The 25,038-nt window shown below is 42.7% G+C and carries 22 protein-coding genes and 1 pseudogene; 15 read left to right on the plus strand and 8 right to left on the minus strand.

Annotated elements, in window-relative coordinates; genetic code table 11:
* Positions 1-177: 177 nt before the first annotated feature.
* A complete protein-coding gene (gene rpoD / locus V7K15_RS25115) occupies positions 178-1,347 on the plus strand; it encodes an RNA polymerase sigma factor RpoD (RefSeq protein ID WP_292802965.1) in 1,170 nt (389 codons plus the stop codon).
* A gap of 307 nt (positions 1,348-1,654) precedes the next feature.
* Here the strand turns inward: rpoD and V7K15_RS25120 are convergent, their stop codons facing one another.
* Positions 1,655-1,840, minus strand: a complete 186-nt coding sequence (locus V7K15_RS25120) for a chlorophyll a/b-binding protein (RefSeq protein WP_334909920.1) — start codon at positions 1,838-1,840, stop codon at positions 1,655-1,657.
* A gap of 589 nt (positions 1,841-2,429) precedes the next feature.
* The gene (locus tag V7K15_RS25125) at positions 2,430-5,021 is read right to left on the minus strand and encodes a DNA gyrase/topoisomerase IV subunit A (RefSeq protein WP_334909923.1); all 2,592 of its coding nucleotides are present in this window, start codon (positions 5,019-5,021) and stop codon (positions 2,430-2,432) included.
* A gap of 400 nt (positions 5,022-5,421) precedes the next feature.
* On the opposite strand from V7K15_RS25125, the gene V7K15_RS25130 reads away from it, so the two are divergent.
* On the plus strand, positions 5,422-5,817 hold the full coding sequence (locus V7K15_RS25130) for a response regulator (protein WP_334909925.1): 396 nt from the start codon (positions 5,422-5,424) through the stop codon (positions 5,815-5,817).
* Positions 5,818-6,025: 208 nt separating this feature from the next.
* Here V7K15_RS25130 and V7K15_RS25135 read toward each other — a convergent pair whose 3' ends face one another.
* Positions 6,026-6,910, minus strand: coding sequence for a tetratricopeptide repeat protein (locus V7K15_RS25135; protein ID WP_334909927.1), 885 nt, complete (start codon positions 6,908-6,910; stop codon positions 6,026-6,028).
* 145 nt (positions 6,911-7,055) lie between these two features.
* Between V7K15_RS25135 and V7K15_RS25140 the strand changes: the two genes are divergently transcribed.
* From V7K15_RS25140 to V7K15_RS25170, 7 genes are all read left to right on the plus strand, one after another.
* Positions 7,056-7,694 (plus strand): TetR/AcrR family transcriptional regulator, encoded by a 639-nt coding sequence (locus tag V7K15_RS25140; RefSeq protein ID WP_334909929.1) that lies wholly within the window; start codon positions 7,056-7,058, stop codon positions 7,692-7,694.
* Between the two features lie 385 nt (positions 7,695-8,079).
* A complete protein-coding gene (locus V7K15_RS25145) occupies positions 8,080-8,514 on the plus strand; it encodes a hypothetical protein (RefSeq protein WP_334909931.1) in 435 nt (144 codons plus the stop codon).
* A gap of 58 nt (positions 8,515-8,572) precedes the next feature.
* A complete protein-coding gene (locus V7K15_RS25150; RefSeq protein WP_334909933.1) occupies positions 8,573-8,707 on the plus strand; it encodes a hypothetical protein in 135 nt (44 codons plus the stop codon).
* 85 nt (positions 8,708-8,792) lie between these two features.
* A complete protein-coding gene (locus V7K15_RS25155; RefSeq protein ID WP_334909935.1) occupies positions 8,793-10,358 on the plus strand; it encodes an efflux RND transporter periplasmic adaptor subunit in 1,566 nt (521 codons plus the stop codon).
* Positions 10,359-10,787: 429 nt separating this feature from the next.
* Positions 10,788-12,059 carry an ABC transporter permease gene (locus tag V7K15_RS25160; protein ID WP_334909962.1) on the plus strand — a complete coding sequence of 424 codons (1,272 nt, stop codon included), beginning with the start codon at positions 10,788-10,790 and terminating at the stop codon, positions 12,057-12,059.
* Positions 12,060-12,132: 73 nt separating this feature from the next.
* The gene (locus tag V7K15_RS25165; protein ID WP_334909936.1) at positions 12,133-12,531 is read left to right on the plus strand and encodes a four helix bundle protein; all 399 of its coding nucleotides are present in this window, start codon (positions 12,133-12,135) and stop codon (positions 12,529-12,531) included.
* 122 nt (positions 12,532-12,653) lie between these two features.
* Positions 12,654-13,325: an ABC transporter ATP-binding protein gene (locus tag V7K15_RS25170; RefSeq protein ID WP_334909938.1), complete on the plus strand. Its 672-nt coding sequence runs from the start codon at positions 12,654-12,656 to the stop codon at positions 13,323-13,325.
* Between the two features lie 326 nt (positions 13,326-13,651).
* On the opposite strand, the gene tnpA is transcribed toward V7K15_RS25170, so the two are convergent.
* Positions 13,652-14,056, minus strand: coding sequence for an IS200/IS605 family transposase (tnpA, locus tag V7K15_RS25175; protein WP_334909940.1), 405 nt, complete (start codon positions 14,054-14,056; stop codon positions 13,652-13,654).
* Positions 14,057-14,136: 80 nt separating this feature from the next.
* On the opposite strand from tnpA, the gene V7K15_RS25180 reads away from it, so the two are divergent.
* Both V7K15_RS25180 and V7K15_RS25185 read left to right on the plus strand, forming a co-directional pair.
* A complete protein-coding gene (locus tag V7K15_RS25180) occupies positions 14,137-15,531 on the plus strand; it encodes an RNA-guided endonuclease InsQ/TnpB family protein (RefSeq protein ID WP_334909942.1) in 1,395 nt (464 codons plus the stop codon).
* Positions 15,532-15,744: 213 nt separating this feature from the next.
* Positions 15,745-17,181 carry a TolC family protein gene (locus tag V7K15_RS25185; protein WP_334909963.1) on the plus strand — a complete coding sequence of 479 codons (1,437 nt, stop codon included), beginning with the start codon at positions 15,745-15,747 and terminating at the stop codon, positions 17,179-17,181.
* A 183-nt stretch (positions 17,182-17,364) separates the two neighbouring features.
* Here V7K15_RS25185 and V7K15_RS25190 read toward each other — a convergent pair whose 3' ends face one another.
* Complete coding sequence (locus V7K15_RS25190) at positions 17,365-19,626, minus strand: cation:proton antiporter domain-containing protein (protein WP_334909944.1); 2,262 nt, start codon at positions 19,624-19,626, stop codon at positions 17,365-17,367.
* Between the two features lie 170 nt (positions 19,627-19,796).
* Positions 19,797-20,615, minus strand: coding sequence for a class I SAM-dependent methyltransferase (locus V7K15_RS25195; protein ID WP_334909946.1), 819 nt, complete (start codon positions 20,613-20,615; stop codon positions 19,797-19,799).
* Positions 20,616-20,621: 6 nt separating this feature from the next.
* On the opposite strand from V7K15_RS25195, the pseudogene V7K15_RS25200 reads away from it, so the two are divergent.
* From V7K15_RS25200 to V7K15_RS25210, 3 genes and pseudogenes are all read left to right on the plus strand, one after another.
* Positions 20,622-21,384, plus strand: a pseudogene (locus V7K15_RS25200) (class I SAM-dependent methyltransferase).
* A 204-nt stretch (positions 21,385-21,588) separates the two neighbouring features.
* Complete coding sequence (locus tag V7K15_RS25205) at positions 21,589-22,278, plus strand: Uma2 family endonuclease (protein ID WP_334909948.1); 690 nt, start codon at positions 21,589-21,591, stop codon at positions 22,276-22,278.
* 52 nt (positions 22,279-22,330) lie between these two features.
* Positions 22,331-23,044 carry a hypothetical protein gene (locus V7K15_RS25210; protein ID WP_334909950.1) on the plus strand — a complete coding sequence of 238 codons (714 nt, stop codon included), beginning with the start codon at positions 22,331-22,333 and terminating at the stop codon, positions 23,042-23,044.
* A gap of 119 nt (positions 23,045-23,163) precedes the next feature.
* Here the strand turns inward: V7K15_RS25210 and V7K15_RS25215 are convergent, their stop codons facing one another.
* Both V7K15_RS25215 and V7K15_RS25220 read right to left on the minus strand, forming a co-directional pair.
* Complete coding sequence (locus V7K15_RS25215) at positions 23,164-23,439, minus strand: hypothetical protein (RefSeq protein ID WP_334909952.1); 276 nt, start codon at positions 23,437-23,439, stop codon at positions 23,164-23,166.
* A 43-nt stretch (positions 23,440-23,482) separates the two neighbouring features.
* Complete coding sequence (locus V7K15_RS25220) at positions 23,483-23,950, minus strand: VOC family protein (protein WP_334909954.1); 468 nt, start codon at positions 23,948-23,950, stop codon at positions 23,483-23,485.
* A gap of 77 nt (positions 23,951-24,027) precedes the next feature.
* On the opposite strand from V7K15_RS25220, the gene V7K15_RS25225 reads away from it, so the two are divergent.
* Complete coding sequence (locus tag V7K15_RS25225; RefSeq protein ID WP_334909956.1) at positions 24,028-24,501, plus strand: DUF4385 domain-containing protein; 474 nt, start codon at positions 24,028-24,030, stop codon at positions 24,499-24,501.
* Positions 24,502-25,038 lie beyond the last annotated feature (537 nt).

Raw genomic sequence — 25,038 nt, forward strand, 5'->3', positions numbered from 1 at the left:
ATCTTTAGTAATTGCTTAAACTAAAGTAAAAGACCTCCAACCGGAGGTGCAAAACGTCCGAAAATATCTCTGGCAAATCTGCCAAAAAGCTTATTTTCGGTTGATAACTAGCTCGTTTAAAAGAGCAGTAAACACATCTTGAGTAATTGATTCTGCAAGGAGCATGAGGAACGCGGCATGAACCAGGCTAACAACGTACTCGAAAGCATATATCAGCCTGACCTAGAAATAACGAATCAGCCTGAGCTCGAGTTAGAAGAACTCTTAATAGACGAAGAAGAGGACTTGCTGATCATCGATGAAGGTGAAGATGAATTTTTAGAGCCTCAGTCTGATGAGGACGACGCAAAGTCTGGAAAAGCCGCTAAATCGCGTCGTCGGACACAAAGCAAGAAAAAGCACTATACCGAAGATTCAATTCGGCTTTACTTGCAAGAGATTGGTAGAATTCGACTGTTGCGGGCAGACGAAGAAATTGAATTGGCGCGGAAAATAGCCGATTTGCTGGAATTAGAGAGGGTGCGCGAAAGACTCTGTGAACAGTTAGATCGCGATCCTCGTGATAGTGAATGGGCAGAAGCAGTGCAACTGCCACTACCAGCCTTTCGTTATCGCCTCCATGTTGGTCGCAGGGCGAAAGACAAGATGGTGCAATCTAACCTCCGTCTTGTGGTTTCAATTGCTAAGAAGTACATGAATCGTGGTTTGTCGTTCCAAGACTTAATTCAGGAAGGCAGTCTCGGTTTGATTCGTGCCGCTGAAAAGTTTGACCACGAAAAAGGTTATAAGTTCTCTACATACGCTACATGGTGGATTCGTCAAGCAATTACCCGCGCGATCGCCGATCAATCCCGCACGATTCGCCTTCCAGTTCACCTCTACGAAACCATCTCTCGGATTAAGAAAACTACCAAGCTGCTATCTCAAGAAATGGGTCGCAAACCCACTGAAGAAGAAATCGCCACTCGCATGGAGATGACCATTGAGAAGTTGCGGTTTATTGCTAAATCCGCCCAGTTACCTATTTCACTAGAAACGCCCATTGGGAAAGAAGAAGATTCTCGATTAGGCGATTTTATTGAATCCGATGGCGAGACACCAGAAGACCAAGTTTCCAAAAATCTTCTGCGCGAAGACCTCGAAAAAGTCCTCGATAGTCTCAGTCCTCGTGAACGGGATGTTCTCAGACTGCGTTACGGCTTGGATGATGGTAGGATGAAGACCCTTGAGGAAATCGGCCAGATTTTCAATGTTACCCGCGAACGGATTCGTCAAATTGAAGCGAAGGCACTCCGCAAGTTGCGCCATCCAAATCGCAACAGCGTTCTCAAGGAATATATTCGGTAGTTATTAGTCAATAGTCATTGGTCATTGGTCATTGGTCAATAGTCATTAGTGAATAAATGACAACTGACAAATGACAAACAAATAAAAAACCTGGTAGTGAATTAGCACTCCAGGTTTTTTTATTTATAGGTCAAGATAATTCATAATTGAGAATTCATAATTCATAATTTAATTCAGGGGACAGTTCAAGCTGGCACTGAATTAAGACCACTGATTTAAAAATTCAGTGTTGGCTCTGTACCCATTCCTTAATTATGAATTATAAATTATGAATTAATAATTATTTGGTCATCTAGAATATTAAAACTTACAGGATGCCCCAAAAATGTAGGACGCCTTGACCAGAAAAAAGCTCAACTAAAATGGCTGCTGAAAAGCCAATCATTGCCAAGCGACCATTCCAAATTTCTGCTTGTGGGGTAAAGCCCCAACGCCAAGCGTTGCGATCTTCAATTACGGGAGTAGTAACTTTTGTTGTGCTTACATTTGTCATGGTTGGTACTCCAAATTTAATTGTTAAGGTTTATTGCCTTATGTAAACTAATATAACAAATCTTTTCATAAAGTCAACATTTTTTATACTTTTGTTTCCCCAGCTTGACATAAACATTAATAGCTGTATATACATATTAAAACATCGGACTTCAGTTAGATTTACTGAGGCAGAAGAAATCTTATTTAGACTTTTACCGTCATAGACAATAATATATTGTTGAAATTAATTGTCAAGTAAATCATTTGCAGTGGTTGATGTACTATAGAGTTTATTATTTTTTAATTAGAAATTATTGATAATAAATAGAGACAGGACTTAGGCAAACAATAGCTGAAAAGAATGATTTTTAGGTAGGGGCAATATTCTGCGGTCAGCTAAAGCTACATGAATTGCCCTTACAGAATGTAGTTTTGCGTAAGTTATAGAGATATTTGGAGTTAAAAACACTTAGGAAGCTGCCCAGATGCCCGACTTCCTGAAGAAGTCGGGCATCTATATCTATTTTCTGCCGCCAATTCGTGAGGCGGCAGCCCTCTAAAAAGGCATTCCCAGTCGGAGACTGGGAACGAGATCAGCCCTACATAATTTACGATCGCACTTCGGCGACAGTGATGATTTTTTCATCGCGGTTAAGTTGAAGAATGCTTTCACCTTTGACATCTTTACCTAAGAGCGGCACTGTTTCCACAGATATCCGCACTACCCGCTCTTTATTCGTCACTAAAGCTACTTCACCAGATGCGTTGGCGTAGCCCGCCGTTCGCGTAGCGTCTCGTAGAGAAGGCATCGCGATCACCATACCAGCTAAGTTGTCAGTTTTGCTGGCGAATTTCAGCGCTTGCGTGCCTAAGTCGCCGCGATTAGCCGCTCTTAACTGACTTGCAGCCATCCGCTTGGCATATCCTTCTTGAGTAACTAGCAGCAGTTGATCATCTTTACCGACAGTGACACAGCCAACCATTTGCTGATTTTTCAATAACCGAAATGCTTGTAAACCCATCGCTGTGCGACCCATAATCGGTAATTGTTCATCATTAACTGCAAAGCGCAACAGTCGCCCACCAGAACTAGCTAAAATCAGATGCTCCCCTGGAGTGGCGAACTGGGTAAATGATAATTCATCATCGTCTTTGAGCTTCAAAATCGTGATTCCGCGCCGAGTCAAGTTAGTAAATTCTGCCAGAGATAGACGCTTAATTCTTCCCTGTCTTGTCAGGAGAATCATCTGCCTAGTTTCGAGATTTTCCGGGAGCAAAAAGCGGCTGACCACAGCTTCTTGAGCGCCTTGAGCAGTACTACTGAGCATAGTAATCAAAGGTTTTCCCCGTGGAGAACGTCCAGTGGTTGGGGGGATTTCTCCCACGTTCACAGGATAGACTTTGCCGCCCTCAGTTAGTATTAGCAAATCTTTCTCTGTGTCCGTCAACACAGTTTGGATAATGAAGTCATTATCGTGCAGACCATTTTCAGCTTTTGACTTTCTCCCAGATGGCTGGGTGCGGCGGACATAACCCCGTTGGGTAAATTCTAAAACTGCTGACTCTGCTGGCTGTTCTAATTTTGAATTTTGGACTTCGGCTACGCTCAGTCGAACGATTTGGGATTTGGGATTTTCCTGATCAACTTCTGCTCCTTGTCTCCTTGTCCCCTTGTCCTCTTGTACCCTGGTGTCACTGCTAATCGGCGCTAACTTGGTACGCCGGGGATCGTTGTACTTGCGCTTGAGCGATCGCAAATCTTTTTTCAGCACCTTGAGCAATTCCCGGCGATCGTTGAGTAATTGCTCTAACAAGCTAATTTGTTGACTGATTTGCTCAAATTCCTGCTGCAAATTTTGCTGTTCTAAACTGGTGAGGCGGCGTAACGGCATAGCCAAAATTGCATCACCTTGTACCTCACTAAAATCCAGTTGGCTACAAAGGTTTATTTTTGCAGTACTTCCATCGGGAGCTTGCCGCAAAATTTGAATTACCTGATCCAAATTAGACAGCGCTTTCAGCAAACCTTCTACCAAATGCACACGACTTTGGGCTTTCCCCAACTCGTAATTGTAGCGACGGTTCAGCGTCTGTTCTCGGAAACTCAAAAACTCCTGCAACACTTGACGCAAACTTAACTGGCGGGGTTGTCCATCTACTATTGCTAACAGAATCGCCCCAAAAGTCATTTGTAAGGCAGTTTGGTGATATAAATGTTGGAGAATTTCTTGGGGATTGGTATCGCGTTTGAGTTCAATTACCACGCGCATCCCTTCGCGATCGCTCTCATCCCGAAGATCAGAAATTCCTTGCAGGCGTCCTTGATTTACTAAGTCCGCTACCTTCTCAATCCAGCCTGCCTTATTCACTTGATAAGGCAATTCTGTAATAATAATTGCCGTCCGTCGCTTGCTTCCCCGACTGGCGGGAATTTCCTCCAGAACTGCGACTCCCCGCAGCAGAATTCCACCCTTACCTGTGGTGTATGCTTCCCGAATTCCCGCTTCACCAACTATTTCCCCACCAGTGGGAAAATCTGGCGCTGGAATTAACTCAAATAATTTTTCATCTGACAAATCTGGGTTATCGATTAAGGCAATTAACCCATCGACAACTTCCCCCAAATTATGCGGTGGTACATTCGTCGCCATTCCCACGGCAATACCAGAACAGCCATTAAGCAACAGAAACGGCAACTGAGCAGGTAGCACCGTTGGTTCTTGCTGGGAATTATCGAAGTTCCCCACAAATTCCACAGTTTCTTCACCAATTTCAGTCAGCATTCCCTCATGGCTGATCGGTGCGAGGCGTGTTTCTGTATAGCGCATCGCTGCTGGCGGGTCATTATCGACGCTACCAAAGTTACCATGTCCTGCTAGTAAAGGATAACGGCTAGAAAAATCCTGCACCAGCCTGACTAAAGCATCGTAAACTGATTGGTCGCCGTGCGGATGGTATTTACCCAACACATCACCCACTACACGGGCACATTTCCGATAGGGTCTATCTGGTACTAAACCTAGTTCGTGCATTGCATACAAAATGCGGCGATGCACTGGTTTTAAGCCATCACGCACGTCTGGTAGCGCTCGCCCGACAATCACGCTCATGGCATATTCTAGATAAGACCGTTGCATCTCGGTGTGCAGGGCTGTTGTAATTACCTGTCCCGTTGAGAGCAGGTTTAACTGTTTTGCCATGAGTTTTTTCCCTGAAATTTAACTACACAAAGCCGATGGAACTCAACACTGCGGCAACCACAGCATAACGGATCAAATAGGATTGATCACAAAATTTTGATCGTCACAGAAGAAAAAACAGTAGTATCATCCTTGATGACAAGGATACAATTGACTATTAAAAAGGGTGCAGACGAGTATAATCTACATACACTTAAGTAAGTGGACGCGAATAATTAAAGGTTTGTAGTCAGGGCTGAAGCCATTACTACGAGCCAATTTAATTAATTTTATATTGCGTAACATAGTTTGATTTATTCTTGCCTACTTACTGAGTAGCGATGATATTTACCTTGATTGCATTTCTTAATTTGGAATTCTGGAATTTTTGAATCCCCTCACCTCCATAACTTAAATTCTCATGAAAACTGTTTTAATTGTCGAAGACGATCTAATTAATGCTCGTGTTTTTTCCAAAATTTTGTCCAAGCGTGGCGGCTTGGGTGTAAAACACACTGAAAATGTCGAAGAAGTCATGAAAATTGCCCAATCAGGAGAAGCCGACCTGATTTTGATGGATGTTTCTTTGTCCAGAAGTGTTTACCAAGGTAAATCCGTTGATGGAATCAAAATTACACAAATGTTAAAATCTGATCCCAAAACAGCAAACTTACCTGTTATTTTGGTGACAGCACATGCTATGGAAGGCGATCGCGAGAACTTTCTCAAGCAAAGCGGCGCTGATGGCTACATTTCTAAGCCAGTTGTTGACCATCAACAGTTTGTTGACCAAATCATCGCACTTCTACCCACATAAAACCAGTGAGAATTAACGACTTATTTCAGGAATTACTCGCCCGCCAATGTTTTTGAGCGACTAGTCCTGGATTTAGATAGTATATATGTACTATAAAAAGGTACTGTTATGCAAGTGGTGATCCGAAAGTTAGGAGTGAGGAGTTATGAGTGAGGAGTTATGAGTTGAAATATTTAACTCCTAACTCCTAACTTTTAACTCCTAACTCCTATTGAGTCGGCTGTTGTTCAGGAGATGATGAGTTTTTTCGTTCCAGTAAGGCTGCTTGAATCCGGGGTAATTCTAGGAATTTTTTCGTATCAGAGAGTAGACGATCGCCCCAGAGATTTTCTTTGAGGAAATCCAAATTAGCATAGCGCGAATCAATGCGGAGTGCAGTTTCTCCCAAGGTTAGTGCTTGTTGGCGCTCGCCTTTAGTATACAGTGCCACTGCCAAGGCCAATAAAGGTTCTGCCGCTTGCTTATCAAGGGTTATAGCAGATTGCCATCGCTTAATTGATTCGGGGATATTACCCTGTTCGTAATTTATTAAGCCAATATTGTTGAGCGCCGGCCAGAATTTTTTATCTTGGGAGACGGCTTTATCGTACTGCGCGATCGCATCTGGCAATCGACCCAGCAGATAGTAAGCATTACCTAAATCAAAGAAACCCTCTGGATCATTGGGTTTTAACTTCAAACCATCTTGGTAATTGACAACAGCTGCTTGGTAATTTTTCTGCTGAAAATTAGCTGAACCCAAAGCAAACAGAATATCACCATTTTTGGGGTTGATAGATTGCGCTTTTTTCAGGCTAGCGATCGCTGCATCAAACTGTTTAGTTTGCAGTTGCAATCCACCTAACAGCAACCACACCTTATCATTCTTCGGTGCCAGTTGAGTCGCCAGCCGCGCTCGTGGCAAAGCTAAATCAACCTGTTGAAACTGAGCTAGTTGAGCCGCCTCTTGTGCCAAGCTCAACCCCTGCTTCTCTAACTTTGCTGCATCTAGTTGCAATGTATGGGGTATTAATGCCTGCGCGTTAGCGGCTTTTGGCATACTCCACAAACTACAAACCATTAGAAAAGAAATCAAACGAACATATTTAGGCACACTACCGCCTTTAAGCCACTAATCAAAGAATCTTTCAGCTAGCTTAAACGATCTCCGCTCTTGACGGTAGCAAAATCTTACGTCATTAGCTCTTGACATCCCGATCACAAAGGCCATAAATAAATAAGTAATAACTTACTTATTTATGGCTCGTACACCCAGAATCACCAATCAGCAAATCTTAGAAGCGGCTCGTCAAGTTTTTTTGCAACAAGGATTTGGTGCTTCCACTTTAGAAATTGCTCAACAAGCTGGTATTTCTGAAGCTTCAATTTTCAAGCGATTCTCAACCAAAGAAGAATTATTTTTTGCGGCGATGGGAATTCCAGAAAAGCCCCTCTGGGTGAACGAGTTGGAATTTCTTTGTGGCAAAGGTGATCTTAAAGAAAACCTGATTAACGTCTGCCTTCAGATTATGGAATTCTATCGCCAAGTGCTGCCTCGAATCATGATGTTGCGATCGCGAGGCAATACGCTCCCAGAACTTGGAGGTAAAGAGCCAAGACCGATGCTAGATGTGAAATTACTGACTGCTTTCTTAGAGCGTGAGATCAACCAAGGTCGCCTTCGTCCTTGTGATCCCCAGACAGTTGCTCACATCTTAGTAGGAACGCTGATGAACTACATTTTTTTAGAACAAATGTCGTCCCAGGTTAGTATGCCAACTGCGGAATTAGCAATCGGAACTTACTTAAATTCTGGAGATCCTGCCACGGAAGTATCAGTATTTATGCTGAGTCTTATGGATGTTGTCTGGCAAGGAATTGCACCAAGGCAAGATTAAGTAAACCGACGCGGGGAGGCTCTTACATGGAGATGCAAAGAGATTTTTAGAAATTTCCCTTGCGTCTCCCCTTGCACAGTACCCATGACTAAAATTGATGACTTTGGTCATACATCAGGCTGGAATTATTAGTGACTTTGGTCATACATCGGGTTAGAATTTTGGAGTGATAATTATTATGTATGAATTTATACTATAATGGAAATATTAGATATGTTGATGCCACAACAAAAGCAACTGTCTAAATTGCTGAATCCGAACCTAAGCAAAATAGAACTTTAATCTAAATAAGGAGTCAATTCCATGCTGAAACCAAACCGTGTATCGATAGTCTTAGCTGCTGCTGCCCTGATCATTCTTCCCACTCTCTTGACTGCGCCTGCAAATGCCCAGACGACTGAACCCAATCGAGATTGGAACCGCGACGGCAGACCCAATACCGGAGAAGTTAGAACTCCCGAAGTCAGGAGGAATTGGAACCGCGACAACGAACCCAATACCAGAGAATTTAGAACTCCCGAAGTCAGGAGGAATTGGAACCGCGACAACAGACCCAATACCGGAGAATTTAGAACTCCCGAAGTCAGGAGGAATTGGAACCGCGACAACAGACCCAATACCAGAGAATTTAGAACTCCCGAAGTCAGGAGGAATTGGAACCGCGACAACAGACCCAATACCGGAGAATTTAGAACTCCCGAAGTCAGGAGGAATTGGAACCGCGACAACAGACCCAATACCGGAGAATTTAGAACTCCCGAAGACTCGAGGAATTGGAACCGCTACAATGAACCCCCTAGCAAATAAAGTTGACCATTAAATCTGGGATTGAGTGTAGTGTTTCGCTCTTTATTCAAGAGCTAGTAGGACTCCAATTCATGCTCAATTCTGAACGCCAGTTGATGCCACTTGCTTTGCTTGGGCAGACCCCAAGTAAAGCACTGGCTCTTCCTGACCGGAGCAACGGAAACCTTTGCGGCTTTGCTCCTGAATTCTTTTTTGTGAAAACTTAATAAATTGTCAGTATAAGGCTACCAGACTATAGTTTGAGCCGTGAATAACTAGCTCGGTAGCCGTTCTTTATAAGATAAAGTGGATATGAAAATTGATACATCAAAACCTGTAGATTCATTAGTTTTGGTTCCAGAGGTAAAGAAAAAAAAGGGCACACGTAATTGGCTCGCTTGGCTAATTGCTCTTTGCCTATTGGGTGGAATTGGCTATGCAGTTTATTACCAAGTAACGGTTGTTTCCCGTCAAGAAGCCAGACGCCGGGTGCTGACAAAGCCAGTAGAAAAGCAGAGTTTAACAATCACAGTTTCAGCGAACGGAACAGTGAAGCCTGAGCGGTCAATCAACCTCAGCCCGAAAAATTCCGGCATCCTGAAAAGCCTGTTAGCGAAGGAAGGGGATATTGTCAAACAAGGACAGATTGTCGCTTACATGGATGATTCCAACCTGCGGGGGCAACTAGTCTCTGCTCAAGGAGAGTTGGCACAAGCTGAGGCGAATTTGCAAAAAGCGATCGCAGGCAATCGTCCTCAAGATATTGCTCAAGCACAAGGAGTATTAGACGAAGCCGAGGCGAATCTGCAAAAGGTACAAACAGGTAATCGCTCTCAAGATATTGGCCAAGCACAGGCACGGTTGCAAAGCGCTCAAGCCACCCTTCGCCAAGCAGAAGATAATTTTGTTCGTAATCAACAGCTTTACAATGCAGGCGGTATTTCCCTTCAGACTCTTAACCAAAACCGTGCCACTCGCGACAGCGCCCAAGCTAGTGTAAATGAAGTACAGCAAGCATTGGGGTTGCAAAAAGCCGGCTCACGTCCAGAAGACATCCAGCAAGCAAGAGCTGTGGTGAAACAGAGGCAGCAAGCTTTAGCACTTCTGAAAGCCGGAACGCGCATTGAAGATATTGACGCAGCCCGCGCCCAGGTAACATCTGCTCGTGGTTCGCTGCAAAACATCCAAGCCCAAATCAATGACACGATCATTCGCGCACCCTTTAATGGTGTGGTGACAAAGAAGTTTGCCGATCCTGGTGCTTTCGTGACACCCACAACTGCCAGTAGTGAAGTAGCTTCTTCTTCTTCTTCTTCAATCTTGTCTTTAGCTTCCACAAATGAAGTTGTCGCAAGTTTAGCGGAAACAAATATTTCCAAAATCCGCCTTGGTCAAAAAGTCTCGATTCAAGCAGATGCCTACCCAGGAAAAACCTTTGAAGGTAAAGTCAGCCAAATTGCTGCCCAAGCAGTAGTAACGCAAAACGTCACCAGTTTTGAAGTCAGAGTATCACTTTCAGATCCTCAAATGCTACTGCGGTCTGGGATGAATGCGGAAGTAGATTTTCAAGTCGGTCAAGTTGAAAATGTTTTAGTAGTGCCAACAGCTTCGGTGGTGCGCCAAGAAAATGCTACAGGTGTGTTTGTGGCAGGAAAGAATAACAAACCTGTTTTTACTCCCATCGAGACTGGCGTCACGGTGAATAACTTTACCGAAGTTAAGTCTGGATTGACAGGAAACGAAAGAGTATTGCTCAGTTTCCCAGCAGGATCACGTCCGCAATCAACACCCAGAGGAGGAGTTTTTCCTGGTCTAGGAGGAGGCGGCGGAGGTCGTTCAGGCGGTGGTGGTCGTTCTCAAGGCGGTGGTTCCCCTTAAAGTGAGTTTTAAATTAATAAGCTTGGGTTAAGACTTAAGGGACTTCCAAATTAAAAAACATCCAAAAATCTCATACAACAATCCTCTCTCTTCTTCATCTCTCTGTGCCGCGCCAGTTGCTACAAACTCCTCCACCCCCGCAACGCACTGGCTTCTCTGCGCCTCTGTGGTAGCCTGCGGCAAGCCGCTTCTCTACGAGACGCTCCGCGAATGCGTCTACGTTTTCTTGGATGATTTATTTCTTGGAAATCCCTAACTCTTTGTCAAAGTCAATTTTTTAAGGAACCGCATACTCCTATGGAGAAGCAAGCTACGCGCAGCGTCTCGTTAGAGAAGGACGCATTCGCGTAGCGTCTCATAGAGAAGGAAGAGAAGGAAGAAATGTTTAGCTGAACTGGATTGAGTTTTAAATAAAACCTTATGTTTAAAATGTTTAAGGGCTTTTACAAAGTTAAGAATACCCGCACAGTAACGTTGCTGGAAATCTTGACAATGGCGGCAGAGACTCTGTGGAGTAACAAATTACGCACAGGTCTAACTATGTTGGGCGTGATTATTGGGATTTCTTCAGTTATTGCGATTACTTCTATCGGTCAGGGGGTGCAAAAGGGGGTTGAGCAACAGATCCAAGCATTGGGTACAGATGTTATCCAAATTTTGGCGGGTGCAGCAAGAAGCGGGAATATCCGTCAAGGAGTAGGTTCTAGCAGCACCTTGACTTGGGAAGACGCTAAGGCGATCGCTACACAAGCACCATCAGCACAAATGGTTTCTGCTTATCTCCAACGCGGCGCCCAAGTTGTATATGCAGGAAACAACACCTCAACAACCATTTATGGCACTGATTTAAATTACCCAGAAGTCAGAAATACTCACCCTCAGCAAGGGAGATATTTTACTCAAGAAGAATTAGATATTGCCGCACAGTTTGCCATTCTTGGCCCTACAGTTCAAAAAACACTCTTTGCACAGGGTGCAAATCCAATCGGTGAGAAAATTCGGATTCAGGGAGAGGCTTATGAAGTAATTGGGGTGATGGAGGCTAAAGGCGCTCAAGGTCCGATGGATCGAGATGACCAGATTTTTATCCCTCTAACCACTATGTCGAAGAGACTGGTTGGGAACAATGCCCTGGTAGGCGTTTCTGTAAATGGAATTTTAGTCAAAGGCGCGAATCAGGAGCAGTTAGAAGCCGCTCAGTTTCAAGTTACCAATCTCTTGCGGCTGCGTCACAACATTTATCCGCCCCAAGCTGATGATTTTCGGCTGACTAATCAAGCCGATATTGTTAGTACCTTCACTAGTATTGTGGGTTTATTTACAGTTATGGTGGTAGCGATCGCGGGAATTTCTCTGGTAGTTGGTGGAATTGGTATTGCCAATATTATGTTAGTTTCCGTGGTTGAGCGGACGCGAGAAATCGGGATTCGCAAAGCAGTAGGAGCCACCAATTCGGCAATCCTTAATCAATTTTTAGCCGAAGCGATCGTGATTTCCATTGTCGGCGGATGTATTGGCATGCTGACTGGTATTTTATTAGCCTTTGTAGCTGCAAACATTTTCAAATTTCCCTTTGTAATTTCTTTATTGTCGATCATTGCTGGCTTTGGACTCTCGTTAACGGTTGGCTTACTCGCTGGGGTGATTCCAGCACGGAACGCATCCAAATTAGATCCAATCAACGCTTTACGAAGCGACTAAGCCTAAGAGTGCTGAGTAGTGAGTGCTGAGTTCTTTAGTTATTAATTATCAAATTTGAGTAGTCAGTAAAAAAATGAGTAAAGTTGAGCGATTTGAAGATTTGATTGCTTGGCAAAAAGCAAGAATACTTACTAGAGATATTTATCAGGTTACTCAGCAGGGCGCGTTTGCTAGAGACTTTGGGCTATCAAGACAAATACAAAGGGCAGCAGTGTCTATCATGTCTAACATTGCCGAGGGTTTTGAAAGAAGTTATTTAGGAGAATTTCATCAGTTTCTTTCGATAGCCAAGTCATCTTGTGCAGAACTGCGTTCTCAACTTTATATAGCTCTAGATGTTGGCTACCTCGATCAAGTCAAATTCAACCAACTTTTAAATCAAGGAGAAGAAGTGGGCAAAATTATTGGCGGTCTTCGCATCTCAGTTCATAAACAAAAACATCAAAATAACTCAGCCCCCAGCACTAAATAAACTCTCACTACTCAGCACTCACTACTCAGCACTCACTACTCACTACTCAGCACTCACTACTCAGCACTCAGCACTCAGCACTCACTACTCAGCACTCACTACTCAGCACTCACTACTCACTTATGACAACAATGATTTGGATGGAATCTATTACCAAAACTTACTACTTGGGAGAAGTTAGTGTTCCCATACTAAAGGGAATTCAACTCTCTATTAAAGAAGGGGAATATGTCTCTATTATGGGTGCGTCAGGTTCGGGTAAATCCACGCTGATGAATATTTTGGGATGTCTGGATCGTCCCACAACTGGAGACTATATTTTTGAAGGCAGAAACCTGACGACTTTTGATGATGATGAATTAGCATATATCCGCAACCAAAGGATAGGTTTTGTTTTCCAACAATTTAATTTATTGGCGCGGGCGACAGCACTGGAAAACGTCATGTTACCAATGGTTTACGCTAACTTGCCCAAGCCAAAACGCCGTGAAAGGGCATTAGAAGCCTTGGAAAAGGTAGGACTAGCGGAACGCATAGCTAACCGTCCTAGTCAACTGTCTGGCGGACAACAGCAACGGGTAGCGATCGCTCGCGCTTTGGTCAACCGACCGGCGTTAGTTTTAGCAGATGAGCCAACAGGAGCTTTAGATACTGAAACTTCCCGTGAGGTGATGAGTTTGTTGACAGAACTTAATGACCAAGGGATTACAATTGTGATTGTCACTCATGAACCCGATATCGCAGCTCAAACTCAAAGGATTATTCGAGTTCAGGATGGTTTGATTGTCGGCTAATTTGTTATGATCAACCCTTTGAGGAAGAATTTAAAATTTAAACCTATGTAGGTCAAAATAATTAATAATTAATAATTACTAATTCCTAATTATTACCCCACGCACGCCAATTGCTCAACTTGGTGAAACCCGTGTCCCCACAGTAGCTCATAAATGTGCTTGCTCTGAAATATCGATACGCCCTACATTTTTTATTTATAAGGAAAATGTCGAAAACCCTTGAGGAACAGCAACGTAGTTGCGTATTCCGTACTTCTCCCAAGGGGAGACGCAAGCGCTAACAGGCAAGGGATGAACGCTACTTAAGGCGTTTACGCCTCGGTGGTTTAGTCTCTTTGTTGAGCTATATATTCTATTACATTTTTTGTAGAAATATTCCCAGCAGTAGAAACAAAATAGCTAGGTGTCCATAGAGTTGGAAGTTTAAGCAATTCTGGAAACTCTTTTCTTAAATGATGAGAAGCCCGTCCTTTAATCCTGTTCATGATTTGGGACGGGTTATCTGTTGGTTTCACATTTAAAAATAAGTGAACATGGTCGGGCATAATCTCCATTGCAACAATTCTCCATCTATTCTCATTGCAAACTTCACAGATAATCGCCTGTAATCGTTCCGCTATTGCGTTCACTAGCACTTTCTTTCTGCGTTTGGGTATAAAAACGAAGTGATAGTTAAGAAGCGATATTGCGTTCCCTTCATGCCTATATTCATCTGGAGAAAAACTTCCCATATCTCTATAATGACTGGTTGTATTTTGTATATACATATTGTATAATCAAATAAGCTAATAAACAAATAGGATGATGCTATTTGCTTACAAACTACGTTTACAAGCTACGTCCTAACTTTACTCAGTCAACTAAGATGAGTGGATGGCTAGATATGCTCCGGTCTACTTACAACTGGAGTTTAGGTGACAGAATAACTCAATACAACCAGCAATTCATTCAGGGTGACTACTGTGATATCAGAACCAAGGGAGAAGCCTGTCCACTGACTTGTTTTGTTAGCAAAAACGGGGCAAGCGGAGAACCTTGGAAGGTGGCTATTACCGACAAGGATGGTAAACTTAAAAACCCACGGCGTAGTGCTGGAGATATTCAAATAACGACATTACCAGAGTTAAAGAAAGCTAGACCCTGGTTTGGTCAAATTGACTCTACAGTGCTGCAACAAAACGTTAAACGCCTTGACACTGCTTACAAAAACTTTTTTGTTCGCGCAGCGTCTCCGTCAGGAGAAGGTAAAGGGTTTCCTAAGTTTAAAAACCGGAGTAATTTTACATCCTTTACTTACCAGATGGGTGTGAAAGTTCAAGGCAATAAAATATATCTTCCTAAGCTGGGATGGATGCGTTTTTTTAATTCCCGCGTAATACCAGAAGGATTTAGTATCAAGGCTACAACAATTCGTAAGCGTCAAGATGGTTGGTATGTCTCGATTAGGATTGAAGATAAAAGCATTCAAGATTACCTATCAAAACCATTGAATGAAGTTAATTCTATTCTTGGTTGCGACTTAGGAATAACCAAACTTGTTCACTTGTCAGATAGGTATCAAATTGATAATCCTAAGTTTTCAACCAACAAGAAACTTAAACGTACTCTGAAAATTAGACAGAGGCGAGTTAGCAGAAAAGTTAAGGGTAGTAAAAATCGTAAAAAAGCAGCTAGCAAGTTAGGACATTTTCACAAAAAAATTACAGATAAACGAGTTGCTTACCAGTGGGATGTTGCCAACAAGATAGTATCCAGAAAGGTTGATGCTATTGCTTTAGAAGATTTAAACATTTCCGGTCTGTTGAAACGTTGCAAGGTAAAAACTGATGAAATAACCGGGAGATTTTTAAAGAACGGGCAATCAAAAAAGAAGGGTTTAAATCGCGCTATCTCTGATGCAAGTTGGGCTGATCTGATTTTGAAGATTGAGTATCTCGCTGTAAAGCAAGGAAAAGTCGTAATTAAAATCAATCCTAAACACTCAAGCCAAGAATGCAGAAATTGTGGACACATAGATAAATCTAACCGTGATGGTGAAAAGTTCATCTGTACACAATGCGGATATCACGAACACGCTGATATCGGCGCTGCAAAAACTATCAGGGATAGAGCTTTGTCGATAGTACGCGGGGACTCTGCGAAACTTGCTATTAAACAGCTAAACGCTCAAAATATATCAACGCGCACTTCTGTGCAAACGTGTTGAGTTTGGGAACCTGAGTAATCAGGATATTAAGATTGTGAAGTCTTAAGAATCCCCGTCGCTTCAGCGCGGGGAGTGTCAAAAGAGTGATAAATCAAGTTGCTCTGTCCGTAATGTAATTATGAATTATGATTTATGATTTATTGGTCATGGTCAATCAGGATGAAAACTTTTGATTCTATCCTCAAAGAAACCCGATTAATGACTACATCAATTATGAATTTCAGCTTATTCTTTGTGCATTCTACCTGGGTTAGTCTTGCGTTGGCGGTAGCCTTGCCTTCAGGCTTCGCAGTTCTTTTTCCAACTTTAGCAAGTGCAGCAACTCCGCCAAAACCGGAGAATTCCTCAACCTCTGTACAGGTTCCCGATTACCTCAACCCCAATCCTAATCCTCTGCAATTTCCGACTAAGCCGGAGGAAGTGAAGATTCAAAAAACTGTGTCAATCAGTTTGGCACAGGCTTTGGAACTAGTACAACGCAACAATCGAGACTTACAGGTAGCGATATTACAGCTAGAACGTAGTCGTTCAGCTTTACGCCAGTCTCAAGCTGCCTTATTTCCTACTTTGGATATTAACAGTAGTGTAACCAACAGTGGGAAGGGTTTTAGCAGCAGTTCATCTCAAAGCAGCACCTCTTTCAATGCTTCAGCACAACTGAATTATAACCTTTATACCTCCGGGAATCGAGACGCATCTATCCAAGCTGCTGAAGAACAACTGCGCGTGGATGAATTTAATGTTGAAACTCAGTCTTTGACAATTAGGTTGAATGCCACCACTCAATACTACAATTTGCAACAAGCAGATGAACAAGTAAGAATTAATCGGTCTGCTGTGAATAATGCCCAGGCTAGTTTGCGGGATACTCAAGCTCGACTAAATGCTGGAGTAGGTACGCAGTTCGATGTGCTGCAAGCTCAGGTAAATTTAGCAAATTTCCAACAACTCCTGACTAATGCGATTTCACAGCAGCGAATTGCCCGTCGTCAGCTTGCAACTCTGTTAAGTTTGTCGCAGTCAGTTGATATCACTGCCGCAGATCCTGTACAATTAGCGGGTATTTGGCAGCCAACACTGGAAGAAACTATTATCCAAGCGTTTAAAAATCGTCCAGAATTGCCACAGTATTTAGCACAACGTAATATTGCCGAGCAACAGCGACGACAGGCGCTTTCACAGCTAGGGCCGCAAATTAGTTTGGCAGGAAACTACAACCTGCTAGATCGGTATAATGATGGCATCAGCGTTACTGATGGGTATTCAGCAGGAATTCAAGGAAGTCTAACTTTATTTGATGGGGGTGCAGCAAGAGCGAGTGCGGCTCAATCGAAAGCTAATATTGCGATCGCAGAGACTCAATTTGCTAGCCAGCGCGACCAAATTCGCTTTAATGTAGAACAATACTATTCTCAATTGCAATCGAATTTAGATAATGTGCAAACTTCTAGTGTGGCTTTAAATCAAGCCAGGGAAGCTCTAAATTTAGCAAGGCTAAGGTTTCAAGCTGGTGTGGGCACTCAAACAGAGGTGATTGATGCTGAAAATGACCTGACAACAGCAGAAGGTAATCGAGTCGCAGCTATTTTGAATTACAATATCGCTCTAGCTAATTTGCAAAGATCAGTCACTTACAGGGCTTCACGGTAAGTACAGTTTTGCCTAAAAACGTAGTTTTTTAACGTAGAAAATGTTTTGAATTTTGAATTGTTAAGTCCCTGGCTTACCTCACCCTCAATCCCTCTCCTTTATAAGGAGAGGGAAGCTAGAGATAGGATAAAGTTTTGTATTTTATTTAATCCACGTTCTTAAGCTTGCATCTAATGAGAACGACTACGGCGTAGTAATTACTGCTACTGGGCAGTGGGCTTTACTCAAAATTGCATCCACTCTGTGACCGAAGAAAACGCGACCCGTAACCATTCGGATACTACTCCCAATAATAATTAGGTTTACTTCATTGGTTTGGGCAAACTTAAGGATTTCCCTTTCTGGGCTGGTTCCTTGAAGAATATAGGTTTTGACATCAGCACCCAGATTGCGGCCAATTGCTGCTTGCTGTTCGAGTAGATCATGGGCAATTTCTTTCACTGGAGCTAGCGATCGCTGTTCGTAAAGAATATATTCAACCTGTGGTAAATTAATCACGTTAACAATCATCACTAATGCCCCTGTTTGAGCAGCGATCGTACTTGCCATCTCTACGGCATTTTTGCTATATTCTGTCCCCACTGTAGGCACCAGAATCTTTTTCAACTGTTGTTGAGCGATTTTGCATATCTCGCCTTTGGGGTGGGGTAGGTGCGACTTCACCACCATCGTTGCACAAGGCGCTTCTTGTACTACCCGGTCTACAAGCAAATTGAACAGTGCTTTCTCTTGGCGTATCTTTTCAGAAGCTCCCAATACAATCAAGTCATAGTTTTTGTTCGCTTCCTTCAGAATTACCTCCGCTTTACTACGCCCAGACTCCGTTTTTTTTTCCAGGATGGTATCAGCAGGTAGCTGCATTTCTTCAGTGATAGAGGCCAGAGCTTCCTCGGCGGCGGTGTCTTTTACCTGGGTTGCCGTTCGACGTGCTTTTTTTTGGGGCTGCTTGTCACTCAGGGCATATAGAGATGTGACTTCTATCGAGTTTTGGTGAGCCATGTAACCGACTAGTTGCGCCGCGAGTTGGATGTTGGGGCCACCGCTAGTCGGTATTAAGACACGCTGGATTTGCTTGATAAAGCTCTGGCTATCTTGTTCTTCTTGTTCCAAACGTCGAGCTTCCTCTTCACCGATAACCACTTTTGATAAAGTCCAGCGTAAAAGGGGTGGAGCCATTAGGGAAGTGACGATCGCTACCATGACAATAATCGAGTACATCTGGGGATTCAGCACTCCCAAAGATAAACCAATCGTGGCAACCACAATTTCCATCGCCCCGCGAGCATTCATCCCCGAACCCATCGCTAAACCTTCCCAATGACTCAAGCCGCCGACGCGAGAACCAATATAAGCACCTGTAAATTTACCAACACAGGCGACAGTGAGAACAATCAAGCCAAATATCAACGTCTTGGGGACTAATAGGCTTATCAAGTTAACTTTCAAGCCAGCTGAAGCAAAGAAAATTGGCGCGAGAAAGGCTGCTGTGAATACTTCTAGCAGATGTCCAGCTTCATTGCTAAAGCGGCGGGATTGACCTGCCAGAATCCCCAGCACGAAAGCACCTAATGCTGCTTCTAGACCTAATGCGTGGGTAAGTGCTGCTGCTGAGAGCGAAAGAATCAGCACAACCGATATACTCGCGGAGATGCCGCCAACGTAGTCATCAACCCACCGCAAAATCTGGTCTACGATGGTACGCCCGATTGTGAAAGCGATCGCTAGAAACAATACTGCTGCACTCACGGAGTGAAAAACTGTCCCAAAGTCAAACTTGCCGCTAGTAGCTAAACCTGAAACCACTGAAAGTAAAATCCAGCCGATGGTGTCGTCAGTCATCCCAGCTGCTAAGGTGACTTGACCTATGTCACGGCGAATCAGGTTTAAGTCCATCAGCACCTTAGCAATCACTGGTACTGCCGAAATACTCATTGCTGTGGCGATAAACAGACTGAATACCAGTCGCTTATCTGGGTCGGCTAAAAAACTATCTGGTAGTACCCAGCCCAATCCAAATCCGGTGATAAAGGGGACAATAATTCCGCCCAGTGAAATCAGCAAAGCCGTTTTACCCTTACGAAGAATCAGCTTGAGATCCGTCTCCAAGCCAGTCACGATCAGTAAAAATAACACGCCTAACCAAGAAATCACCGAAAGTAAATTAGACTGTTCTTGACTTTTCGGAAAGATGTGCGCCTGTAAGTCTGGAAGGAGCAAACCAAATAGAGAAGGGCCAAGCAGCACACCCGCCAGTAATTCCCCAACAACAGGTGGTAGGTTAATCCGGCGCATCAACTCACCTAATCCCCGCGCTACCAGAAGCAACAGTGACAGTTGCACCAGCACCAATAGCAGCTCATGATGACCGAGAGGTTTAATTAAACCGTCACCTGCTGCTTTCTGTGCAGCGAGTACAGGCACTAACATCAGGGACAGGTTTTGCATATAAGCGTCCAAAGGTGGGATTACAAATTTTTTAATGGGCTGCTTCAAGTTAATCTGAAAATACTTACTTCCACATCGGTCTAGGAGCTTAAACTGTCATTATTCTTAACGGCAATCTTGATCAGGCGCGATCGCCCGAAGCTGTCAGTTCAGGAGCAAAGCTCATCAATTTATTTTCGAGCGCGAACAAATAACTTTGTAGTGTCTTCCCAAATCCCTTGATCGGTTGCTAGGTTCTCAATTTCTCCTTTGTACTCAACTTGCAACTGATTTAATTGTTCTTGTGATAATTTTGACAACAGGGGATTACCTTTAAAATTTATATTAATTGCTGTCATAGATAATATGCTATCCCTAAGAGGTCGATAACGTCCTGATGGCTCAATCTTAATTTCGATATCTCTAAAACCTGCTTGATTGAGCAAATTTCGACATTTTTCTGGAGTCCCTAGTGGTTCAAGGATATGTGATAGCGATACACCCAAAACTCTAGCGCAGATACTCTGCTGAAGAGATGCCATATAAGCAGTTTCGGGAGGACACGTAAATGCCACATACCCTCCTGTTTTCAAGAAGCGATACCACTTTTGCAAAGTAGCAAGGATATCAGGAAAAAGTACAATTGCCTCGCAGCAAAAGACAACATCAAAACTACTATCACTAAAGTGGAAATCTTCTGCATCTGCCTCAATCAACTCAATGTTTTGTAATCTGGCTGCTGCAATCTTAAGTCTTGCTTGATGCAACATACCAGGGGTCATATCAATCCCAATCACATAGCCCTCTGAACCAACTTTTTCAGATGCGGGTATTGCAACTAAACCTGTTCCAGTCGCCACATCAAGGATTTTCTGTCCCGAATGTAGCGTCACAAATTCAAGTAGAATCTTGGCATCTAGAGGATGGCGAGTACCTTCCTCATGGTCATAAGTAGTTCTGCTACCATAAAATTCTTTTAGTTGCTGCTTATAATTATCCAGATCAGTCATAACCAAATGTCAAATTTTCTCCACTTTATAGTAACTCTTGTCGTGATATTGAGTTGCTCGCTGCTGAACCCAACCCTGACAGCACAAGCCGCGTCTTCATCCACCACTGTTTACCAACAACGGATAATCCATAATCCAGATGGTATCGGCAAATATTATATGGGGCGGGAAATTGCCAAAGTAATGGGATATACGGGCGCTGGTTGGCTAGAACGTCCCAGCCGAGAGGGAGAGGAACAGCCAAGTAAAATAGTCAACGCCCTCAACTTGAAACCTAACGATGTGGTGGCGGATATTGGCGCTGGTACAGGTTACTTAAGCTTTCGCATCGCGCCACTATTAACAGCAGGTAAGGTTTTGGCTGTAGATGTTCAGCCAGAAATTTTAGAAATTATTGAGTTGTTCAAAAAAGGAGAAAAATATCACCAATGTTAAGCCGATTTTAGCCACCCTTACTAACCCCAACTTACCATCTGAAAGTATCGATTTGGCGTTGATGGTGGATGCTTATCATGAACTTGAGTATCCCCAAGAAGTGATGCAAGGAATTGTCAAAGCACTCAAACCTGGTGGTCAAGTGGTTTTAGTTGAGTACCGGGGTGAAAATCCCTTTATCATGATTAAAGGTCTGCACAAGATGACTCAAAAGCAAGTCCGCAAAGAAATGCAAGCGGTTGGTTTAGTTTGGCGGGAAACTAAAAATTTGTTACCTCAACAGCATTTAATGGTGTTTGAGAAACTTGATTCTAGCGATTTATTGACAAGATGAGGCTTGGGCAGTATCTGTGTAGAAAAATATGCACTAAGGAATAAGAATTAAATAAGATACAATTTATGTCCCTGGCTTACCTCACTCTCAATCCCTCTCCTTATAAAGGAGAGGGAAGCTAGATACAGGATGAAGTTTTGCATTTTATTTAATCCACGTTCCTAAGCCATAATAAAGTAAGACTCTTTGCCAGAGCGGAAAATCATGGCCAACCTATCACTCAAACAGCAAATTCCTCCTTTAGAAAATGGCGATCGCCTCACTCGCTACGAATTTGAGCGGCGCTATCAAGCAATGTCCCGTCATCAAAAAGCAGAATTAATTGAAGGAGTTGTATACCTGGCATCGCCATTACGCTTTGAAAGTCATGCTGAACCACATGGCCATGTAATCGGTTGGTTGTGGACTTATCAAATTGCCACTCCTGGTGTGAGATTGGGAATTGAGCCAACAGTCCGCTTAGATCGAGACAATGAACCGCAACCAGATGGAGTGCTATTAATAACGCCAACATCTCAAGGACAATCTCGTTTGAGTGATGATGATTACATCGAAGGTGCGCCAGAACTCGTAATAGAGATAGCAGCTAGCAGTGTTGCTATTGACTTACATGATAAGAAAAAAGTCTATGGTCGTAATCGGGTAAAAGAATACATTATTTGGCGAATATTTGAAAACAAATTAGATTGGTTTCGCCTACAACAAGAAGAATATGTGTCTTTAGAAGTAGACGCAGATGGAATTATCAAAAGTCAAGTATTTCCTGGTTTGTGGTTGTTAATGTCAGATTTACTTGCTGGCAATATGCAGCAAGTATTGGCTGTGTTGCAGTTGGGATTAAATTCACCAGAACATCAAATATTTGTGCAGCAGTTATCTGGGGAAGAAAGATAGTTAGTCAGAATCCACACATGAGTTACTGACGAAATTAGTGTAGAGATAATTCATGACAATAATTGTAAATTTTATATTGAGTCCCTTAAATACAATCTGGTCTGCTTTGATCAGCGATCCAATTAAGACGATCGGTGCATTTACTTCAACTGGTGCGTTAATAATTGGATGGATGAATCTAAAGAAAGATACTACAAAAGTAAGTGTAGTTGTCAAACGCGCTCACAATGGACCTGCTATACTTCAGAGTCCTAAAGAAGAATTTCTGCTTTTTGAGATATACAATCAGGGAATATCTCCTGTTGTTATTAATCAAGTAGGTATTAGGCTCCCTAGAAAAACTTCAAAGAAAACCAAATTAATAAATTTGTACAAAAACAAATTTATTAATTTGGTTGATTTACCTCACTCATATTTAGACATGAGAGGTGAAAAAAGTGCGATAGGGACTCTTGAATATGTAGGCGTACCTGGCACTGTGCCAGCGAAGTCAACAGGCATCTTTTTGCTGAATTACTCCCGTATGAGAGAGGCATCTATTGCTTATAAGCAACAGAGTATGTCTCCTACCAGTGCAGACTTTGTTGGAAGTCAGAGAGTAATTAAAGCATTTCAAGAATTTCAAAATCTTGAAATGCCTCAAGGAAAGCGCCTTCAGATTACTCCATACGTTTTTACTGGTTCTGGGGAGCATATTACTGGAAAAAAAACAATTATCACACTTGGAAACTTAGGTGACGCAATTGCTTATGAATATTATTCCTAGACTAGCCTGTGTGTAATGAACTGTACGATTGTTTGCACTCAGGGTTTTTTACTTTTTACTTTCCTAGAGTGAATAGTTAAAAAATCAGGGAAACATTTGATGCCTATTTTGACATCAGTCTATTTTTTGGGAATGAGACTGGCGCTTTTGGTTGCACTATCCCAAACTATCCAGCTAAGAGAATTATCTAAATCATCGGGGCTATTTGAAACTTTAAAATACAGCTTTTCTGCGCCTTTAGTTTCAATGGCAAAATCGGCTTTTTGGGCATAAACGACTTTAAAACCTTTGTCTCGCAAACAATACATCGACCAAGCTTTCAATGATTGCTTGTATGGTTCGTGGGGAATTGGCGGTTTTGCGATCGCATCTTCGATTACTTTAAATATTTGCATGAGTTTTCCGCTTATAGGAGATAGTTTGGCGATCGCCCCTAAGTTAACTAGCTTCTGGATCGCAACGAATTTCAATCATAAACCCATCTGGATCGTAAAAATATACCCCTCTACCAGTAGGACGAGTGACTGGGCCGTATGCGAGCGCTATTTTATTTTCTCTGATCACTGTCACCGCGCGATCGAATAACTGCGGATCGATGTCAAAGGCTAGATGGTACGCTCTAGTGAAAGTCTTTTCTGGATCTGGATTTGGTGGGGATAATTCTGGTTCCCCAAATAAATCTAAAATTGTCCCATCCGGGGTGATGAAGTTGGCTACTTTCCCAGATAAGACAAGTTCCACCAGGGTTGCGGGTACTTCGTCACCGATGAGTTCATGCAAACCCAGGATTGTGCCATAAAAGTAGCGGGAAGCTTGCATATCCTGGACGTTGAGGGCAATGTGATGCACTTTACGCAGATTTCCTGGCGCAAGGACACTGTTTACAGATTCGGTGCTAGATAGCATAGTAGAACAAAATCTCTTTACTAGGATAGAAGTTGAACTTTTTTATTACAGTTTATTATTCATAGTAAAAATCTATCATGCCATTTGATTATTCTTTAGACTTTAAAAATATTGATTTTCGCCAACATCCTGAACTCTATCGTGTTGGCAAGGGTGAGCAGGGTGTACTTTTGGTAGAACCATACAAATCAGAAATTCTTCCCTACTGGCGGTTCAAAACTCCTGATATTGCTAGAGAGTCGAGTGAGAAAATTTACGAGCTTTTTCTTGTATATCTAGAACAAGATGATTTTGTCGGCGCGGATATGGCACGGAAGTTTATCCAAATGGGTTATACTCGCTCTCGCCGTTACGCTAATCATAAAAGCGGTAGGAAGTATAAACAAAATTCGGAAACTTCAGGTTCTAAAAAAGAGATTCTTCCCTATGAAGTAGATTCAGTTAAAGCGGAATCAGCAGCAATATTTAAAGCCAAGTGGGTACAAGCAAAGACAAATGAGAAATATCAAGAGCTTTTAGCCAAACATAAGCAGATGTATGAGCTAGAGTAAGACACTATTAACTTTCAACTAAGGAATAAGAATTAAAACAAGTCGCAAGGACGCTCGTTCGCCTTCGCGTCTCCCTTTGGGAGAAGACTCGCTAACGCTGCGCTAACGCAAGTAAGTTTTGTGACTCTTATTTAGACCCCGACACAAAACGTACTGCTTAATAGAAGCTATGCTACTTTTACCCCCAGTGTGTGTATAAATAACATACATAGGAGTGAAAAAGAATGTAGAAACATAGCACTGCTACGTCTTTACAAGGGTTCAGGGTAATGCATATTTAATTTCTGGAAATGTCTAACATACAATTTATGTCCTGGCTTACCTCACCCTCAATCCCTCTCCTTATAAAGGAGAGGGAAGCTAGAGACAGGATGGAAGTATTTCCATTTTATTTAATCTACGTTCCTAAGCGACTTTCGGAGGGTGCGTTATCCGGACGAAGCTCTGAGCTTTGTTGATGAACCTCTGAGCTTTGTTGATGAACCTCTGAGCTTTGTTGATGAACCTCTGAGCTTTGTTGATGAACCTCTGAGCTTT

The organism is Nostoc sp. (genome assembly GCF_036919815.1).
Taxonomy (GTDB): Bacteria; Cyanobacteriota; Cyanobacteriia; order Cyanobacteriales; family Nostocaceae; genus Nostoc.